We start from the raw sequence: 18493 nt of genomic DNA on the forward strand, positions 1-18493 counted from the left end.
TTATTTTTTCGCTTGGCTGATGATTTTATTGGCATCTTCCATCATCTGTTTCTGTGCGGCTTCAAACGTGAGGTTGTCGAGCATATAAGTGCTAAAACCGTCCTCGATCACCTTCTTCATCTGCCCTGCATAATCGGTTGTCCAGTTCGCGTCGTAAACTGTCTTCGCTCTGCTGTCAAAGACAGTCGCTTTCAAGGATTCCTCGTCGATCAATGCGGCGTCCGGGCCGACCAGAGCTTGTATGACTTTGTTGGCATCCGCCTTCTTGTAGCCCGGGAAATCCCGAATCACATCGGTCTGCTGAGCTACGTATTGAATGAATTTATAAGCTTCTTCTTTGTGCTTGGAAGTGGCCCCCACCGATAAATAGTTCCCGCCGATATAAGAAGATCCGATTTCCGCGCTGGCGGACGAACGGGGAAGCGGCGCAAACACGGTCTGAAAATCATGAGGATATTTCTCTTTATCCTTGATCATTCCCACAATGAATGTTGCCGTAGGCACCATGGCCGCTTTCCCGCTGAAGAATTCCGACGCGTAATGAAGCTTGGCGCCGACGATCTCAGAGAACGACTTGACCGATTTGTCTTCCTTCTCCATCGCGCGGCGCAGCTCGAAAAATTGCTTGTAGGATGCGTCGTCGAAAATCGGCTGCTGATCTTGGGACAAATACGGATGCGGCTTTTCGGAGTATGCCGGGAAGTTCACGTACTCTCCCCAAGTATGGAAATAAGCTCCGAATTGTTTATCCGCTCCTTCGCCCTTATTCAACTTTTTCGCATAATCGCGGAAATCGTCCCATGTCCAGCCCCACTCCGGAATCGGAAGATTCGCTTCATCCAGCGCTTGTTTGTTAATCATAACCACCCAAGGGCTGGCCATATCTTGAAGACCGTACACTTTACCCTGATATACCGGATTGACGTAAAAGTCGTTACCGGGATCGATGTTATTCTTCTCCAGATACTCGTCGATCGGGGCCAGAACGCCTCGGGCCGCCCGCTCGATAATAAAGTCGACATGTGAGAATTGAATGACGTCGATCGGATCGTCCGCCGCGCTCATAATATCCAACTTCTTGTAGAAGTCGGTGCTGTTTGCGTTATCTACAAGTTGTACCGGTTCTACATGAATATCGGGATTGTCCTTCTCGAAATTGTCGGCAATCTTCTTGATATCCTCAAATTGCGAACCATTGTACCAAGTATAGTATTTGATCGTAACCATATCCTGTTTCTCTTCCTCTTTCGGCTGAGTTGCGGCCGGCTCGCCTCCCGCAGCCTGTTCGTTTGCCGGCGTATTGCCCCCGGTTGATCCGCATCCCGCAACCAATGCGATCGCAAGGAAGCTTATCAATAACATTTTGAACCTTGTCATTTGGTATCCCCCTACCTTTCATAAAGTTCCTTCGATTTCGATTGTAGTAGGGAGAGCGCTTCCACGGTGTGCAATATTTGAATATGTTTGTGCAATATTTCGATATTCGTGAAAGCTTTTCATATTAGTCCGCTATTCGTCGATGGTGTATCCAGCCGGCAACCGACGAACCGGCTTTCCAACCGGATAATCCTGCGCTGCGGAACTTTCTCTTTCCAAACATTCCATCACCGTCAGTACCAAATCTTCGCGCCACGGCCGTCCGGCCACCTGTACGCCTACCGGCAGTCCCGCGCTGCGCACATTCGCCTTCGCCGCGGCTTGCGCCATTCGATCCTTGCCGACAACTCCTGCAGCGCCCGCCTCCTCTTCGGGACGAACGGCAGTCGTGCTGATAACGCCGGCAGGCAGGCCCAAATAGTTATACAACAGAGCATACGCGCCTTCGAAGCTCATTTCCAACGATAGGTCATGCGGTATAGCGGGAACCGGGAAAGGCGGGCCAATGAGCGCATCGATTTGCTGCCGTTCCAATTGCCGAAGAAATCTTTGACGGTACTCTTCCCGTTGCGATATCAATCGTTGCAGTTCCTTCGCCGACTTTTTCCCCATGTATGGAATGAGATGCGTTCCCGCCAGATTTTGTCCAAGCAAGCGAAGGATCAGGGAACCTATGCGCTTCTTGCCGGCGGACATACCGAACGACCGGCGAATGCCGGCGATTTGCTCCGCTATTTCATCCGTTCCGACGGTCTTCTCGATTCCTTCCGCTCCTCCCGCCGATAGCAATGCGTAAAAAGAATGCAGCGCAATCTCCGGATCCGGCAGCGCGAATTCCCGCACCTCGGCCCCATATCGTTGCAAAACGCCGGCAGCGTCGCGCACCGCCCGTTGGATCGCAGGAGAAGGAGCAAGCATGCCATCGCTCGTGTAAAACGCTATGCGCAAGCCCTTCACTCCGTTAGCGTTCATCCGAATAGGGGCCCGGCTCAGCGACTCTGCCGTGGAAATAACCTGCATCGCCAAAGCGAGATCTTCGACATGCCGCGCCATTGGGCCTATGCTTGACATTGACGCAGCCTCCGGTACAACGTGCGCAATTCCCTCCGGTTTCTTCGCAGGCACCCGCCCAGGCGTTGGCTTGAGCGCATGAATCCCGCAGTAATGGGCCGGAGTTCGAACGCTTCCTCCGACATCGGTGCCAAGTCCGAGCGGGGAACCGCCCGCCGCGATCACAGCGGCTTCGCCCCCGCTGCTTCCGCCGGAAGAACGCTCCCCCGGGCGCCAAGGATTGCAAGTCCGACCGTACAACGGATTGACGGACTCGCTTCCCATCAATAGCTGCATGACATTCGTTTTGCCTAGCACGATGGCGCCCGCATCCTTTAATAAAGCTACGCTTGGATCGTCCTCTTGCGCCCTTTGTCCGCGGCGGCTCGCAAGTCCCCATGTGCTTGGCGTTCCGGCAACCTCGATCGATTCTTTCACCGTGATCGGCACGCCGTGCAACGGCCCCGGCGCTTCTCCGCTCTTCATCTTGCGGTCCGCTTCCTTCGCTAGTTGCCGGGCCTCTTCGAACATCGGAAAAATGACTGCATTGAGGAGCGGATTGATCTCCGTTATTCGTCCGATGTGAGCTTCCACCAATGCTTCCGAAGTCCATTGCCCCTGTCGAATTCCTCTGGCCATTTCCGCCGCGCTTAAGTGTAATAACCGTTTATCGCTCATGACGGCGACCCCCTTCGGAGTAATTTGCCAATTCGTTATCGACCCATTGCAAGCTTAACTGAAGCTGCTCGATGCCGAACGACAACGTCTTCATCCGAAACGGATCCGTTGCCGGATTCGCAAGCAACGCCTCCCGCATCGCCGATAGATGGGCAAGACCGTCTTGAAGCCGCGCTCGTTCTTGCGCGAGCCACTTCACGATTTGCTCGTCCGAGCAATGGGAGCCGAAGTAGATGCGCAAGAGCAGATCGGAACGCTGAACGCTCTGCGCTACCGGCGACGCCAAATATTCCGCGAACGCTTCGCGGCCTTTGTTCGTAATGGCGTATACATTTTTATTCGGTTTCCCCTCTTGAAACATCACTTCCTTGATTACCAGCCCTTCTCCCTCCATTTTTCTGAGGGCCGGATAAATGCCGCTGAAGGTGGCCTCAAAAAAATAAGAAACCGACTCGTCGAACTTGCCTTTCAAATCATATCCGGCCATCGGACCGTCCAATAGAAAACCTAGAATGACGTTTTGAATGTTCAATTTGCTCCCACCTATTTTGCAATCCATGTTATATTATCATTGATAATATTGTTAATGATAATATAATCGTAATGTAAAGTAAACAAATTTTTCCCATAATTAAGAAACAAGCCTTCATCGCCGGTACGATCGGCACTATGAGGCTTGTTCCTTGAATTTTCGTATGATATGTCTCATTCTCCCTTTTTGGGCCAAGCGGCTTCCAACTGAATTCCGTTATTATCGATAAAAATAAAATTGCGTATGCTTCCTTGATCGTATATATCCGTCATTACAACCCCTTGGTCGTTCAATTTATTGCGCAATGCCAACCATTTTGACGAGAAGCGTCTTTAATGTTTCGAACCCGCGCTCCAAAATAAGTCAATAACTACATTCTAAGTTTGCAGTATACATTAACTGATCCAAGTTTCTGCGGATTTGGCAACTTCCCATTTCCCATCCCGATATTCGACAACGACTTCAATACCGATCGCGCCTTTGGCGGATTTATAGACAGAACCCTTAACGATCACTTTATTGTCCGAAACTTCCGCGCTCTCCACAGTAAGCAGCACCCCTTCAATATAACGTGCCTCTCCCAAGCGCCCCTCTTGTTCCAATTCATCCAATGTCGTATCCAGCACATCCACACCATATTTGCTCAAATCGTTTTGTACCTTCTCTTTGTCTTCTGCGGTAATATTCTCTATTTTGCTTAATTCGATGGCTAGATACTGCATATCGCGCGCAAGCCCGCCTCCATGTTGCATGAACTCGTCGAAAACGAGACTATACGCTTCCCCCATATCTTGTTTTGAAGCGGACTCTTCCCGATGCAACGGTTCCGTGCCGCTGTTTGTTTTAGATATTGCGTCTATCCCGCTAGTCCCGCTCATGCTTTTTTCCGCAACTTCGGTTGAACATGCCGTAAGCAATACAATGAGTATCATAATGAATGCCATCCCGATTTTCATCTACATCAACCCCAACTGGAAAAATAATCTTCACACTTGAGACGGCAGGAGAGGCCGCGATGTTGCAAATGTCGGATGATGAAATTGCCAAAATTAAGGATCTGATGATCTACCCACTGGGGTCAATTGCGTCACTCAGTGATCTTCTGCTATACTTTTCGTATGTTAGCGAAACGGGGGTTGTATAGATATGGCAATGCTGAATTGCTCATTAGCTAGGAAGTCCTCATGCAAAGCCTAATCTAGGGCGATACTTTGCGTGGGGTGCGATAGAATAGATTCCATCGCCCAAACAACTATATCGTTTCTAATAATGGGCTTTGCACCTTATTGCTTTTGAACAAAAAATAAGGGGCTGAAAAGCTATGAGTACAACATTTATTAGAAACCACCAATACAATGTCATTAAAAAGCAAGCGGAATTTCTTCAGAAGACATTGCAAACCGTCGCGGATCGGAGGGTTATTGAATCCGTAAGATATCGTACTGCGGCGAACATTATTGAAGCGTTTCCTCAATTGACAGAGGATCAGCGGCAGATGCTGGAACAAGTATCCGCCTTGGAGACGGACAATGATTTCCAGAGATATCTTGGCGAATTAGAACCATACTTAGAGCCGTATCCGCCGATTACGCCGAAACAGCTTCAGAAGTTATTCCCTAAAAATAAGAAGTTGAAAGTTCCGGATCTGCAAACCATCGACTTCCGATATTTGACATACTTGAGCTGGGTCGATATTGCCACGGGCAGGCTGTTCATTGTCTACCCGTTCGAAGGACAATTCGCCGGGATCGAGGGAAGGATTATGCCGATCAACAAGAAAGGGTACTGCCTGTTCTGCAACCGGCATCAAGAACTTGCCTTCTTCTCGGTCAAGACCAAGTCTGCGAACGCTTCGCCGGATAATTATTTTGCTATTGGCCAGTACGTATGTATGGATCATCATCTATGCAATCAGAGCATTACCGATACAGGACCACTGGAGAAGTTCATTCTCTCTGTTCATAAATAAAGAAACAGGCTGCCCGTAATGGCGCAGCCTGTTTTATTTTTCCAAAAGAGTCCTGAATTTCTTCAAGACCTCATTCAACATCATATCAAACAGGAAATTATAAGTCTATACTTTTCTGGATATTCATGTAAAATTCCCGCTGTATAAATAAAAACAACACAGGAGGATGTCTATGATTCCAGAACGTTTATCTGCTTATGATGCAATTATACCATTGCTTGATGAAGTCATTGAATGGTCGCTCTTGCGGAAATGGTCTCTTTCTGAAGTATACAGGGTAACTTTGAAATCGGGCCAAACTCGTATTATGAAATGGGGCGGAAAAGAGATGGCTGGGGAAGCAACCATGTACCAACAGCTCGTGAGTTCCTTAAAGGTACCATCTCCCCATATTTATGGCTTTTTTCAACTGGAAAATAGCGCAGTTATAATCATGGAGGATTGCGGAAGGTATAATTTGGAACAGCAGCCTAACCCTGCTCATTTTCTGGAGGCGGCAAGGGTATTGGCGAGATTGCGAGAAACGGCATCGGCTAATCTAGGGAAGAATCTTCGCAGCGAAGTCATTCGTTCCTACTCGGCGTCCGCTGCAGACTTCCTTGCACTTTTGGACGATCTGCTTAGGTCGCGCCATCTTGCAAGAAACGAAACTCTTTTAAGTCTGCAAACCACATTCCCACATGAACTTCAGAAATTATATCAGACAATCCCATTTACCCTCGTCCATCATGATTATCATGCTAAGAACCTGGTAATTCAGAAGAATGGCATTTTGCCGATTGACTGGTCACTTGCTTATTTAAGTCCCCATCTAGGAGATTTATATTGTTTAATTGCTGAAGCCCGCTCTTTTAGCAACGTGTCAAAGAAGGATATTTTATCAGCGTTTCGTGATGAGGTTCACTCCGATTTATCTATAGAACAGCTTAACTGGCAAGTAAGCGTAGGCGGGATATGTTGGCTTGTCAAAACGTTGAAATGGCTAGTATACGGGGGAACGGACACCATTCCAGGTTCTGAGGCTTGGATACCTGATTTGATGAATGATCTAGAAAATCTCATGAAAGAGGTCAATTAAACTTATCTTATCCGTTTCGAGCAGGAACACTTGCTCGCATCTTGGGTATACGATAAGATATTCTTGTACAATTGAACCTTGGGTGGGCATGGTTTCCCTTCGAAAGGAGGTGAAGCCGTGGAATTAAAAGATGCAATCCTCATCATGATTGCTTTTTCAACCTTTATCATTGCTCTTTTAACATACATCGCGAATAACTACAAGAGAAAGTAAAAACCCACCCCAAGGTTTAGCGGCCAAAGGTGGGTTTTGTCCTTTTCAGCTTGGAAGGGGCGACAATCCGGTTTGAGCCGGAGCAAGTCATCCACCTGTGGCTGGGTCAAGCCGAACGGAACGCCAACAAAAGGCCAAGTGAAGCAAGGTAATACCCGAAGGGTGGATGGGCCGGGGAGGGCTGGAACGCTGTTGTTTGCAACCTGTTGACAGTTGTTTGCAATTTTACTAACCAACCTCAAATAGCACTATCGATCCCGTTAGTTTGGCCTTCAACGGGGTGGTGTCCCAAGTAACAGGTTGTGCGAGGGTTATCTATGCTTTGATCACCATTTCCCCTTCTCCAGTAGGGGTCTCAAAACCACTTAAAAACCGGGTTAGGGTATCTTCAGTGATTGGAAACGCCGCATTGGCATCAAAACGTTCACTCCGGACGAGAAGCCTCCGACGCAATTCATCCGGTTGAACCTTTAAGTAAATCAGTTTCCATACGCCACCATGCCGCTCGATCAGTTGCTTGTATTCGTTTCGTCTTTGACGCTGCCAAAAGCTGAAATCGATGACGACAGGGTGTTTAGCCTGAATCAGATTAATCAGCACGCCACGCAACTTTATTTCCGATTCTTCTTTATAGGACTCATAATTCCGCTCCGGATAATCCACTCCATAACGGCCGTGTGTGGCCCAGATATCCTCATCTATCGAGAGCCGGACGAATCCCTCTTTCTCCAGCTTTTGAGCAAAGGTTGTTTTACCCGATCCTGCCACGCCGCACATCATCACCACGACGGGAGCCTCGCTCGAACGCTTTTGCTGCACCAAATTTTCGATAACAAACTTTTCATTCAGCACAATACACCATCTCCTTTCTATCTCTGACCCATTGAAACGAAAGTACATCCATCATAGTTAAGAAATAATATTCTAAATGTTAGGCTATCACCATGACTACATTACTTCAACTAGCTTGAGGCATTGTAGTTTCGCTCCTTATCTGTTTTGCTCATTCAACTAGCCCTTTATTTATCTGTTCAGTTTACTGTGGTCGATCTAGTCTCGACTGCCGGACCATTGGCTGGCTCCGGGCCTCCTGAAACTGCTTTCTTCGACCTCTTGTTTGCAAGCTGTTGAACGAGAAACCAAAAGAGGGCCGCAACAGGTCGTCAACCGGCAACCTGCCACAGCCCTCCAGCCCGCGTCCGACGCGGCCACCCGCCTCTTACTTCTCTCCCGTCGCGATCGGGTTCTCCGCGTACGAAATCCAATCGCTCCAACTGCCCGCGTACAACTTCACGTTCGTAAAGCCGGCTTCCTTCAGGGCGAGCACATTCGGGCATGCGGTAACGCCGGACCCGCAATAGACGATGATTCCGGCATCCTTCGGAAGCTCTGCAAAATGCTCGCGAAGCGCATCGGCATTCTTCCAATGCCCGGAGGAATCCTGAACGCCCTTCCAGAAGTAATTGACCGCGCCCGGGATATGGCCGGCCTTCGCGTCGAGCGGCTCTTCGATACCGGCATAGCGGCGCGGCTCGCGGGAATCGATAATGATGTTCGACCCATCCTTCGAAGCGGCGCGGACGTCCTCCATCGAGGCCAGCATGGCCGGCTTAAGCGACAGTTCGTACGTAACCGGAATGACAACAGGCTGTTCGTCCGTGACGGGATAGGAAGCATTCTTCCAGGCCGTAAAGCCTTCATCCAAGACATAAGCCTGCCGATGCCCCGTGTACTGCAGCAGCCACCATAACCGGCTGGCCATCGCGCCGCCTTGGTCGTCATAGATGACGACGCGCACGCCTCGATGGATGCCGGCTTTGCCGAGTGCCAAGGCAAGCTGCTCCATGTCCGGAAGGGGGTGGCGTCCCCCATGTCTTGCCACAGGAGCGGAGAGGTCCTTCTCCAGGTCTAGATAGATTGCCCGCGGAATATGCGCTTCTTCATAATCAGTTCTGCCGGATTCCGGCTTACCCAGAGCAAAGCGGCAGTCCACAATAACAAGATCGGGTTCATAGAGCCTCGCCAGCAGCCATTGTTTCGATACGATATGCTCCATAGAGTTTCAGAGCACCGCCTTCCCATTTCAAAATATTGAATTCTATAATCGAATTATATCATATTGCTTGCTGTCCACTCCGGCAAAATATTTAAACATATAAATATATAATGCCGTTCACTGAAAGCAATGGCAGCGGGATCACAATCGGACACCGCTCGCCCCCTTGTTTCGACCGCGCTTTGTTCCGCATACTCCCCCCTAAAGCTGCGAATGATATGGATGATTCCAAATTTACGGCTGAAAGGAGCTATCTTCATTGACGCACAAAGATGAAAGAAACAACACAGAACTTCAAAATACCCCCGACATAAAGCCGGGATATGATTATATCTGGGGGAGCGATCAAGACGAGTTTCGGCAAAAACCTGCTCAAAAGGTGAAAGTCGTTGCCGAAATGCCTGAGGACGAAGAAATGCGGGAGCAGCTTGAAGAATTCAAAAAGAATGACGGCTACCCAGGCTCTTGCGGTCAGTAATGAAACACGAAAATGGGAACAAAGTATCCCTCATTCACGAATTAACGTTCGTCAAATAAGGGGCTTCGTTCCCAACATACCTTAATCATCGCCTTACCCTTGAATATGATTCGTTCTTTGAAATGCCGGTTTGCCGGCGAGCAGCAGGTAAAGGCCGAAAATCAATTTCAGGCCGATATCGATATACGCGACCAATTGAAAGCTGGCATTCTCGTCCAACATACCGAACAAGGCGTTCGCAGAAAGCAGGACGGCGAGCGCTATCATGGATGGGCCGTGAACCCAAGCCATTGGTATAAAATGAATGCCGATGGCAAGAAAGGCGCCGAGCCAGATCAAGCGGTAATTCCCGTCCGCGAAATGCGGACCGCCAATCAGTACCATCAAACCAATCATCAATACAATGGAAAAAATAAGCATCCGTTTCTGCAGAACGGTCGGTTTGCCGTAGGACAGTTTGCGGTTCACCGTTTTATTGCCTAGAATGCCGACGATGCCGATGACGTAGCCAAATGAAAAGACAGGCATCATGATTAGCTCCTTTCCTCCTGCCATGAGCCCTGCGAAGATGACCAACGCCACCCAGATCAGCCACGCGCCGCACACCCTTTTATTCAGAAACTCCAATCTTTTCCATTTTATCCCAGGCGGGACCTGCTCTTTCATCATTCATCCTCCCTCGTATCCGGCATCGGTATCCGCGATAGACCACCGGGCATTCCGCGTTTCCGGACGAATAAGTGCGAATAGGCCGAGCGTTCTTCGCACTCGACCTAACTATTGTAATATACAAGTTTTAACAAACGCAATCGCAACATCAAAGCGATGCAATGGGCAGCAATGCCGCCGTTCGGCCTGTCGGAACTCCCTAACGTTTCGTCCCGAACCGCCGCTTATTCGTACCAGTACCCCTTGATGCCTTTGGACAACCGGACCAGCGCCTCCAGATAGTAATAATCGCCCCAGATCATGTAATCGTCCGGGCCGCGCCCGCCGCGGACATGATAAGATCCGTGCTGCAGCAATCCTTCCGCGTCGGGAAGGCGGACGGTCGAGTAATGGTCGACAAGCGATTTCATCTTGCGCTGGACGGCGTCCGCGAACAGAGCGCGATCCGGGTCGCCCCCTTCCAGCAGATCGAGCAGTTCCAGCAAGCCGCATGCGACGATGGCCGAGGCGGAACTGTCGCGAGGCGTATCCGGTTCGATCGGCACGTCGAAATCCCAATAGACGACGCCGTCTTCCGGCAAACGCTCGATGAAATAACGCGCCATTCGTTTCGACGTTTCCAGAAACTGCACATCCTTCGTATAGCGGAAGCATAATGCAAACCCGTAAATGCCCCATGCCTGTCCGCGCGTCCAGGTGGACCCGTCCCGATAGCCTTGATGCGTACCGCCGCGGAGAGCGTTGCCGTTCTGCGGGTCGAAGTAGAAGGTATGGTACGACGAATCGTCGCCCCGCACCAGATATCGGCGGCTGATATGAGCATGCCGGTACGCAACGTCGTAATACCGCCGCTCTCCGGTCTGCTCGTATGCCCAGAACAAGAGCGGCAAGTTCATGAGGCAATCGATAATAATGCGCCCTCCGTTCTCCGGATCGTCCCTAACGCCCCACGCCTGAATCGCGCCGATTCGCGGACGCCAACGCTGGAGCAGCTTGTCCGCAGCCCGCAGCGCCAATTCCCGCGCCCCTTCGTCCTTCAGCACGCGCCACTGGGCGACGGCGGAAAGCGAGTATAGAAATCCGATGTCATGGTGATCCAAACAAATATGCTTTTCCAACCGCTCCCGATAACTGTCCAATTGCGACGCGGCCGCTTCGCGGAGCGAGGCGTCTCCCCCATATTCGAAACCAAGCCACATCATGCCGGTATAAAAGCCTTCAATCCAATCTTCGTTCGCTCCCCATTCGTAACGTTTCTCCCCCGCGGCTTCTTTCCCCGCAATATGGGGGAAGAGGCCGGGATAACGTTCGATATTCCGTTTTATTTTGGTCATTGCATCTTCAATCGCCCGCTCCCACATCGTTCTGTTCTCCTTTTCCAGCGTATAGTTTATGATTCGAAGTCGCACAGGCCGTTACGATCCGGCCGGCACTGCCTTGAAGATCCGTTCCGTCAGGACGACCGCTTCCGCTCTTGTACCACGCCGTTTCGGCCGGAAGGTACCATCTTCAAAACCTTGCAGCACGTCTGCCGCAGTCAAAGAAGCGACCGCCTCGCCTGCCCATTCCGCAATTTGTCCGCTATCTTGGAACGGCCTCATGCCGGACGCCGATTCGATCGGAAACGCTCTGAACGCCATTAACGCCATTTGTTCCCGCGTAACCGGCTCGTCCGGCGCGAACGACGTATCCGATACGCCGTTAACGATGCCGTGCGCCGCCGCCGTTCCTACGAGTTCCGCGGACCAGTGCCCGTTCAGGTCGGCGAATGCCGGTCCGGATCGAGGCGCAAGACCAAGAACGCGTACGATCAAAACGGCAAATTCCGCGCGGGTCATCGCCCGATCGGGGCGAAAGCTTCCGTCCGGATAGCCGTTCATCCACCCCGCTTCAATGCTTCTGCGAATCGTCTCTTCCGCCCAATGGCCGGCGATATCGCGAATTGCCGCATCTTGATCGCCCTTCGTTGCCGACTCCTCTTCTCCGGAATTGTCTGTTCCGCGCTCTCCGCTATCGGCGTTACCGTCTTCGTCCTCTTCACTCTTCCCGGCCTGTTGGTCGATATTGGCAGACATGTTGTCCGGTTTATCGTCATTCCGGCTATTGCCGCCGCTTCCTCCGCCGCTGCCGCCTTCTCCGTTGCCGCCGCCATCCCCCGGTTTCTCATTGCCCGTAACCGTAATGACGCTCTCGGCGCGTTCGCGCCGATCCTCTGTCCGTACAATGATTTTTGCGGTTCCGGGCGCAAGAGCGGTTACCAATCCTTGATCGTCGACATTTGCGATTGCGGGTTGAAGCGATTCCCAGACGTACTGCGCGTTGACCGCATCCGCGGGATCAGCCTCCGCCTTCAGCGCTAATGTATCTCCCACGCGCAGGTTCGCGTTCGACGGGACCACCGTTATACGCTCGACCTGCCGCTCGAATCCGTAAATCTTGACATCGTCAATATATAGCGGCGCATTCACGGCGCCATAGCTCGTAGTAAAGGCAATCCCGTCGATCGCAGCGGACGGTTGCGTAAAAGGCAAAGAACGCTCCAGCAGCGCACCGTCCAAATAAAGATCGAACGTATTCTCCGCAATATTCGCATCCAGTTTGACGGAATACCACACATTATGGGCAAATTTGATCAAATCGGCGATTCCGCCGTCCGGATCGATATATTTCAAGTACTGTCCGTTCGACTTGAGTGTGATGACCGGATCTTTGCCGTTCGTCAGTTCGAACACCGGCCATTTGCCGCTCGTCCCCTCCTTGAATTTCCACTCGGCAACAATGCGGTCGTTCTGCGAAGGGAAAGATTTGCTCGCTTTCGCGCTGAATTTGGCGTTATTATCGTCGAGCAGCAAGCTTCGGTTCGCTGCCGACGGTTCGTCCGCGATCGCTACCGTCGCGTCGGTTTGCTCGGCAATCGTCCAACTTGCCGGTTTGGTTCCGGTCTCGTATCCGTTAAACGTCTCGTAGACAAAGGATTTCGCACCGGTTACATATACAATGACATCGTCGACGTATAAGGAGGCCCTGCTCGCCGCGGGGGTCGTCGCGAAACGAATCGCGCCGATCGAATTGGTCCCGTTCCTGAATTGCGCGTCTGTCGCAGCCAATTCGTTGTCAACGTATACATCGAACGAACCGCGGGCCGGATCCAGCCTTAATTTCACCTTGTACCATGTTGCGGGGGCCAGTGCGCGAATCGGATGTTTGCATCCGTCCGGGCCGACCCATTGCAGTCCCTCTTCGTCGCTGACCAGTTGCACGGCAACGTTGTTTCCGTCCAGCAATTCGAACGTGGAGGATGCCGCGCCTTCAGGTTCGGCGAACTTCCATTCCACTTCGAGCTTGCCGGATTGCGGCTCGAAATTGCGCTCGGCGGAAACGGAACCGCCGCTCGCGTTCCGGTCCAGCAGGCGGAAATACAACCCGTCCCGCCCGGCCGGTTGCTGCAGGCTTGCGGTCGTATCCGGGGCGATCGACGCTTTCCACCCTTCAGGAATATTCCCTTCCGTCTGATCGTCGAAATGATCGTATATATATGCGATCGGCGGCGGATCCGGCAACGGTTCGGGCTCGTTCCCCGGCTCCGGCAACGGCCGCTCCGGTTCCGGACGCGGCTTGTCCGGATCGAGATCGAACACGGCATTGAACGACCGTCCGAGCGAGCCGTTTACATTCGCCTGAAATCGAATCGTCGGAGACAATTGCGTCACGAAGATTTCCGGATCGGCGCTTACAACGCCCGCGGCGGATCGATCCAATTCGATTTCGATGACGCCCGTATTCTCCAGCGTGGGATCGGCAACCGCGACCGCGAGGGTATCGTCGTCATGCTCCCCGATCATTAAGGACGCTTGACGGTTGCTTGCCGCAAAATCGGCTTTACCGCCGGCAGCGCTCCAGAAATTCACGCCCGTCAAACCGAGCTTTCGTTCGCGCACGGCATGGACATCCGCCGTATTCGCCACGATCTCGATATCCGGATTGGCGGCGTACCGCTCCGTTTCTTCCGCCGTCTTGTTGGGCAACAAGACATAACTGTATGTTTGATTGCGGGGACGAACCCCGTGATCGAACCACATCGTCATGTAATCACGCGTTCTAACGTCTTGAGGCCCTCCCGCATCCCCGTTCTCGTTGCGGTTAATATCGAACCATGTTCCGCTGCGCCGTTCGCGCAACATATGCAGCGTCTGCCGCTCGGGAAAGTAATATCCAATGTCCGAATTCGGCATATGGCCCGCCAAATGCGCCCAGTTTGCCGCTTGGCCGTCGCTCCGGCCGGGCGCAACCGGTTGCGGAACGCCGTCAGCCGTCACAACGTTCGTTCCCTCGGCGAAAAGTTTGCGCTGCTCCACGATCGTTTCGATATTTTCCCGATCCTCGCTTGTAATGCCCGAACCGAGCGCGACAATTTCATCGTCGAACATAAACCACGATTTGTTCGCCGTCAGCGTCGTTCCGATCTGCCGCAAGTTCATGCCGGAAGTTCCATATTTGTCCAGTGTAACGCCCCCCGCCCAGTTGTTGGCGGGAGCCCCTTCGCCGTCCCCGTACTGATATTGGCTTGAATCGCGTTCGCGCGTATTCAAGGTAACGCCGGGCAATCGATAGTAGTCGACGGTCGACCAATAATCGTCGCTGTAATGCATCGCGTCTCCATTATACAAATACGTCATACCGTCGCCGGTATACCAGCCCTTGCGGTTTTCTCCGTTCGTCAGTTCGTAGGTCCAGATGCGCTTCGAGCTTTTGCTGACCCCGAAGGCGTAACCCTCTCCCTTATGCACGCTTCGATTCATCGCGTTCAGCTCGAAATGCCCCGGCTCATCGCCCTGCGGCACGACGGTGGAATCGGCCAGCCAGCCTTTGACCGTTTCGATCTGCTCCGTATTGTCGAATATGCGATTGACATCGTGAATGCCGGGATTGCTCGCAATCCAGTACTTGACCAATCCTTTCAGTCGTTGCGCATGATGATCGGGCGCGATTCGGGCCAGTTGCACGATGCCGGACATCATGCCCGATGCGGCTTTATATCCGTCCAGAAAATCGCGGGCAATCGCCCGGCCGCGAACCATGTCCATCACTTCGCCCTTATAAATAATCGGAGCGAATGATTCGTATATCCAGCGATACACATTGTCTGCATTCGGGTCGACAATCTCCCATGGGGAGTCGTTCAACAAATACAGCAAATTGCCGACGCCGCGAATGAGCACCTCGCCGTAACTGCCCGTGTAAGCGATCGTCTTATGTTGAATGAAGGAACCGTCCTCGTAGAAGCCGTCGCCGCTTGTCACGTACTCGAATAACGGACTCATTTGCTCGCGTACGACGGATAAGCGCTTGCCGTTGCGTTCCACGAGCCCCAGGAGCAACTCGATCAGCAATATGTCGGAGCGGTTCGCGCCTACATGACGGAATGACGGGGAGGTAACGTCTCCGATATAATGATCGATCGAACGGGCATACTTCCCGATTCGTTCGGCGTCAAGCTCGTCGGCCAGCAAAATGTACATGTCCGCCAGCCTGAGCGGAGCGCCGATTTCCCAGTTCCACCAGTTGCCGTATATTTCTCCGGAATCGCGGTACACGTTGTCATGCATCCAGTCGAGCGCCGCTATCATATCGTCCCGCAAGACGGCGTTATGGTATAATACGCCGCCTTGCATGGCATAAGCGGTCGCCATCGTTCTTAACCGGTTCGACCATTGGGCAAGAAAATCCGACGTCTTCAAATCGGCGGGAATTCGAGCGTCGTCCCACAATGTACTACGTTGTTCGTACACGTTCATGGATTCCCACCACTGAACCGCTTCCCGGTTGACAGATTCGATTTTCTCCTTCGTCAGACGGGCCGTTTCGGGATCGCTTCCCGTATACGGGACCCCGTTAAGCAGAATGACCGTCCATTTCTGGCGCAGCCGCCGATAATCGTCCCATTCCGCCGACTCGTCCCGGAATACGGTTATTTCCGTATGCGCCGATTGCTCCCCGTGAGCCCAAACCGTTGTAATCGTCGCTTGCCCGCTCCGGCGGCCGTAGACGATTCCGTTCTCGTCCACCGAAGCGATGTCCGGATCGCTTGACGACCAGGCAAAGCCGGCATTGTCCGGAGGAACGGCAATCGATCTAGGCCGCAATGAAACCGTGTCTCCTTCGGCCACCTTCGCGGCGGAAGGCAAGACGATATTCTCTACGGGATCGATTTGCTCCAATTGCTCGTATATTCTAATATCGTCAATCCACATTTCGCCTACGGCGCTTTCCGTACCGGTTTGCTGGAACTTGACGTTATTCAGCTTGTCCCAGGCGGCATCGACGGGAACGCCCGCCTCTTTCAATTCTTCGTTCACATAAATATCCGCCGTCCGGCCGGGGTTGTCGATAACGATTCGAATGAAATACCAACTATGCGGTTCGTAATCGAACATCGTTCCCCCTAACAACTTCGCCCGTCCGTTGCCGCCGAACACGACCATATTGGCAAATTTGCCGCTCAAGCTTTTCAATTGGAATGCCTGCCGGTCATGGAGCGTATCGTTGAACCGGACGCTTGCTTCCAGCACGACGATGCCGTTCAGTCCCATATTATTTTTGGCGATATACATCGTCTGGCCGCTCAAGCCGGAAACCATCTTTAAGCTGCGGTCGGTGCGCGGTTCTACCGTCTCCCCTTGCAAATAATGGCCATAGACATCGCCCGTAACGTTATAGTTATACACTCCCCAAGTGCCCCCGATCTCGGCGGCGGGTGCGGAAGAGGAAGGCTCCGCAGGATAATTGTCGAACGTAACCTTCGCGAACGTCTGTCCCTCCGCTATTTTCGCTTCCGCCGTATGGGGCGGAAAGACGTTTATCAATAATGCAATAATAAGCATGCCGGCAATCAACGCATTCCTCTTCTTATTCATATCATAGATCTCCCCCAATCAATCGATTGCAAAAAGGTCGTTCGTCTTGCTCAGCCACCCTCTCAACTCTTCCTCCAATTCCCGCGCCAACGGATGATCCGCGCATGAATCGAGGCAGACCGGATTCATTTGGAACGGATCCTCGACATTGTCGTACAAATAGCGCCGCAACGGCTCGTTCGGGGCATATCCGCGATGAACGACATACGTATGGCGCAGCGTTCGAACGCCTCTCCAACCGTATCGCCTGTTATCCAGGCCGCAACGGGCGAATGCCTCGATCGCTTCCTTGCGTCCGGGAAAAGCGGAGATAAAGGCGGAGGAAACTTCCGATCGCGTTCGCCCGAGCAAATCGCCCGAATAATCGCGGCCCTCTACCTTTGCTGGAATCGGCAAGCTCATGAGGCCCAGCAATGTCGGCATAATATCCACGCTGTTGAAAAGGATGTCGGTGCGGCCTTGCGGTATGCGGTGCGGCCATCGCATCAGGCACGGGATGCCAATCGATTCCTCGTACCACGCATGCTTGGCCATCAAGCCATGCGCTCCCAGCAGTTCGCCATGATCGGCCGACAAAACGACGATGGTGTCGTCCTCCAATCCCATATCCCGCAAACCGGCAAGAATTCGTCCAAACTGTTCGTCCAAGCCTGTAATCGCGGCATAGTAATCGCGCATGTACCGTTCGAGATTCTCTTTCCCTCCCGCTACGGGTTCGCCGGTATGAGCTTGCAGCCTTTCGAACCGCACATTCGGATAAAAAGGCAGCTCCCGCCCCTCGTACCATTTCTTGTACTTGTCCGGTACGAGCTCGAACGGGCTATGCGGCGGATTCCAGGAAAGGAAGAGCGCAAACGGCTTGTCTTGATTCCGGTTTCGCATATATTCGAGCGCAACGTCGGTTTCGTGTTCCGCGGACCATTGATCGACCTCGATCATCCGCGGATCGTCCCGCCAATAATGCGGCGTCAAATGATGGTCGTCCGCGCCGTAGGAATACCAGAAATCGAAGCCGTGCCGCTTCGGTCCCGGCGGCGTATAGGCATCCCAATCCCGCGCGCCCGATTCAGGCGCCTCGGACAAGTTCATCTCCGGCAAGTCAAGATGCCATTTGCCGATATAACCGGTGTCGTACCCGGCCTCCTTCAACACATCCCCGATCGCGGTTTCGTCCGGGCTTAGCATGACGTCGGCTCCTATTTTGCAGTTCGTATAGACGCCGGTCGATTGGGGATAACGCCCTGTCAGCAGCGCCGCCCGATGCGGGGAACAAAGCGGCGTGCAGCTGATCGCATGGTCGAATACCAGATTGTTGCGGGCGAACTCGTCCATATGGGGCGTAATGACCGGGTCCTCGTTGCGGTAGCCGACAGCCTGCCGGCGCCATTGATCGGCAAAAATATAGATTAAATTCGGTCGCTCTGCGCTCATCGACAATCTCCCTCCTGTTGAACAAAATACGCGGATGGCACGGTATGC

14 protein-coding genes are annotated in these 18493 nt (G+C 52.4%); 4 read left to right on the plus strand and 10 right to left on the minus strand.

Features of this window, described 5'->3' with window-relative positions:
- The 4 genes from LQ229_RS07145 to LQ229_RS07160 form a co-directional block, all read right to left on the minus strand.
- Positions 1 to 1377: an extracellular solute-binding protein gene (locus LQ229_RS07145; RefSeq protein WP_216537957.1), complete on the minus strand. Its 1377-nt coding sequence runs from the start codon at positions 1375 to 1377 to the stop codon at positions 1 to 3.
- A 132-nt stretch (positions 1378 to 1509) separates the two neighbouring features.
- Positions 1510 to 3105 (minus strand): amidase family protein, encoded by a 1596-nt coding sequence (locus LQ229_RS07150; protein WP_216537958.1) that lies wholly within the window; start codon positions 3103 to 3105, stop codon positions 1510 to 1512.
- Positions 3095 to 3637: a PadR family transcriptional regulator gene (locus LQ229_RS07155; RefSeq protein WP_230191291.1), complete on the minus strand. Its 543-nt coding sequence runs from the start codon at positions 3635 to 3637 to the stop codon at positions 3095 to 3097. Before LQ229_RS07155 ends, LQ229_RS07150 begins: the two co-directional genes overlap by 11 nt.
- A 395-nt stretch (positions 3638 to 4032) precedes the next feature.
- Positions 4033 to 4593 (minus strand): hypothetical protein, encoded by a 561-nt coding sequence (locus LQ229_RS07160; protein WP_230191292.1) that lies wholly within the window; start codon positions 4591 to 4593, stop codon positions 4033 to 4035.
- A gap of 365 nt (positions 4594 to 4958) precedes the next feature.
- Between LQ229_RS07160 and LQ229_RS07165 the strand changes: the two genes are divergently transcribed.
- The 3 genes from LQ229_RS07165 to LQ229_RS07175 all read left to right on the plus strand — a co-directional run bounded on the left by LQ229_RS07165 (position 4959) and on the right by LQ229_RS07175 (position 6897).
- Positions 4959 to 5606, plus strand: a complete 648-nt coding sequence (locus LQ229_RS07165) for a FusB/FusC family EF-G-binding protein (RefSeq protein ID WP_216537961.1) — start codon at positions 4959 to 4961, stop codon at positions 5604 to 5606.
- A 172-nt stretch (positions 5607 to 5778) separates the two neighbouring features.
- The gene (locus tag LQ229_RS07170) at positions 5779 to 6684 is read left to right on the plus strand and encodes a phosphotransferase (protein ID WP_230191293.1); all 906 of its coding nucleotides are present in this window, start codon (positions 5779 to 5781) and stop codon (positions 6682 to 6684) included.
- A gap of 144 nt (positions 6685 to 6828) precedes the next feature.
- Complete coding sequence (locus LQ229_RS07175; RefSeq protein ID WP_230191315.1) at positions 6829 to 6897, plus strand: putative holin-like toxin; 69 nt, start codon at positions 6829 to 6831, stop codon at positions 6895 to 6897.
- 315 nt (positions 6898 to 7212) lie between these two features.
- Here the strand turns inward: LQ229_RS07175 and LQ229_RS07180 are convergent, their stop codons facing one another.
- The gene (locus tag LQ229_RS07180) at positions 7213 to 7749 is read right to left on the minus strand and encodes an ATP-binding protein (protein ID WP_356709919.1); all 537 of its coding nucleotides are present in this window, start codon (positions 7747 to 7749) and stop codon (positions 7213 to 7215) included.
- Positions 7750 to 8116: 367 nt separating this feature from the next.
- Complete coding sequence (locus LQ229_RS07185) at positions 8117 to 8953, minus strand: sulfurtransferase (protein WP_230191294.1); 837 nt, start codon at positions 8951 to 8953, stop codon at positions 8117 to 8119.
- 259 nt (positions 8954 to 9212) lie between these two features.
- Here LQ229_RS07185 and LQ229_RS07190 point away from each other — a divergent pair, with 259 nt between their 5' ends.
- Positions 9213 to 9431, plus strand: coding sequence for a hypothetical protein (locus tag LQ229_RS07190; RefSeq protein ID WP_216537984.1), 219 nt, complete (start codon positions 9213 to 9215; stop codon positions 9429 to 9431).
- A 93-nt stretch (positions 9432 to 9524) separates the two neighbouring features.
- Here the strand turns inward: LQ229_RS07190 and LQ229_RS07195 are convergent, their stop codons facing one another.
- From LQ229_RS07195 to LQ229_RS07210, 4 genes are all read right to left on the minus strand, one after another.
- Positions 9525 to 10097, minus strand: a complete 573-nt coding sequence (locus LQ229_RS07195; RefSeq protein WP_230191295.1) for a DUF6609 family protein — start codon at positions 10095 to 10097, stop codon at positions 9525 to 9527.
- Positions 10098 to 10324: 227 nt separating this feature from the next.
- Positions 10325 to 11461, minus strand: a complete 1137-nt coding sequence (locus tag LQ229_RS07200; protein ID WP_230191296.1) for a glycoside hydrolase family 88 protein — start codon at positions 11459 to 11461, stop codon at positions 10325 to 10327.
- A gap of 54 nt (positions 11462 to 11515) precedes the next feature.
- Complete coding sequence (locus LQ229_RS07205; protein WP_230191297.1) at positions 11516 to 17014, minus strand: polysaccharide lyase family 8 super-sandwich domain-containing protein; 5499 nt, start codon at positions 17012 to 17014, stop codon at positions 11516 to 11518.
- Positions 17015 to 17032: 18 nt separating this feature from the next.
- Positions 17033 to 18445 (minus strand): sulfatase, encoded by a 1413-nt coding sequence (locus tag LQ229_RS07210; RefSeq protein WP_230191298.1) that lies wholly within the window; start codon positions 18443 to 18445, stop codon positions 17033 to 17035.
- Positions 18446 to 18493 lie beyond the last annotated feature (48 nt).

Source organism: Paenibacillus sp. CECT 9249 (genome assembly GCF_918697855.1).
Classification (GTDB): domain Bacteria; phylum Bacillota; class Bacilli; order Paenibacillales; family Paenibacillaceae; genus MSJ-34.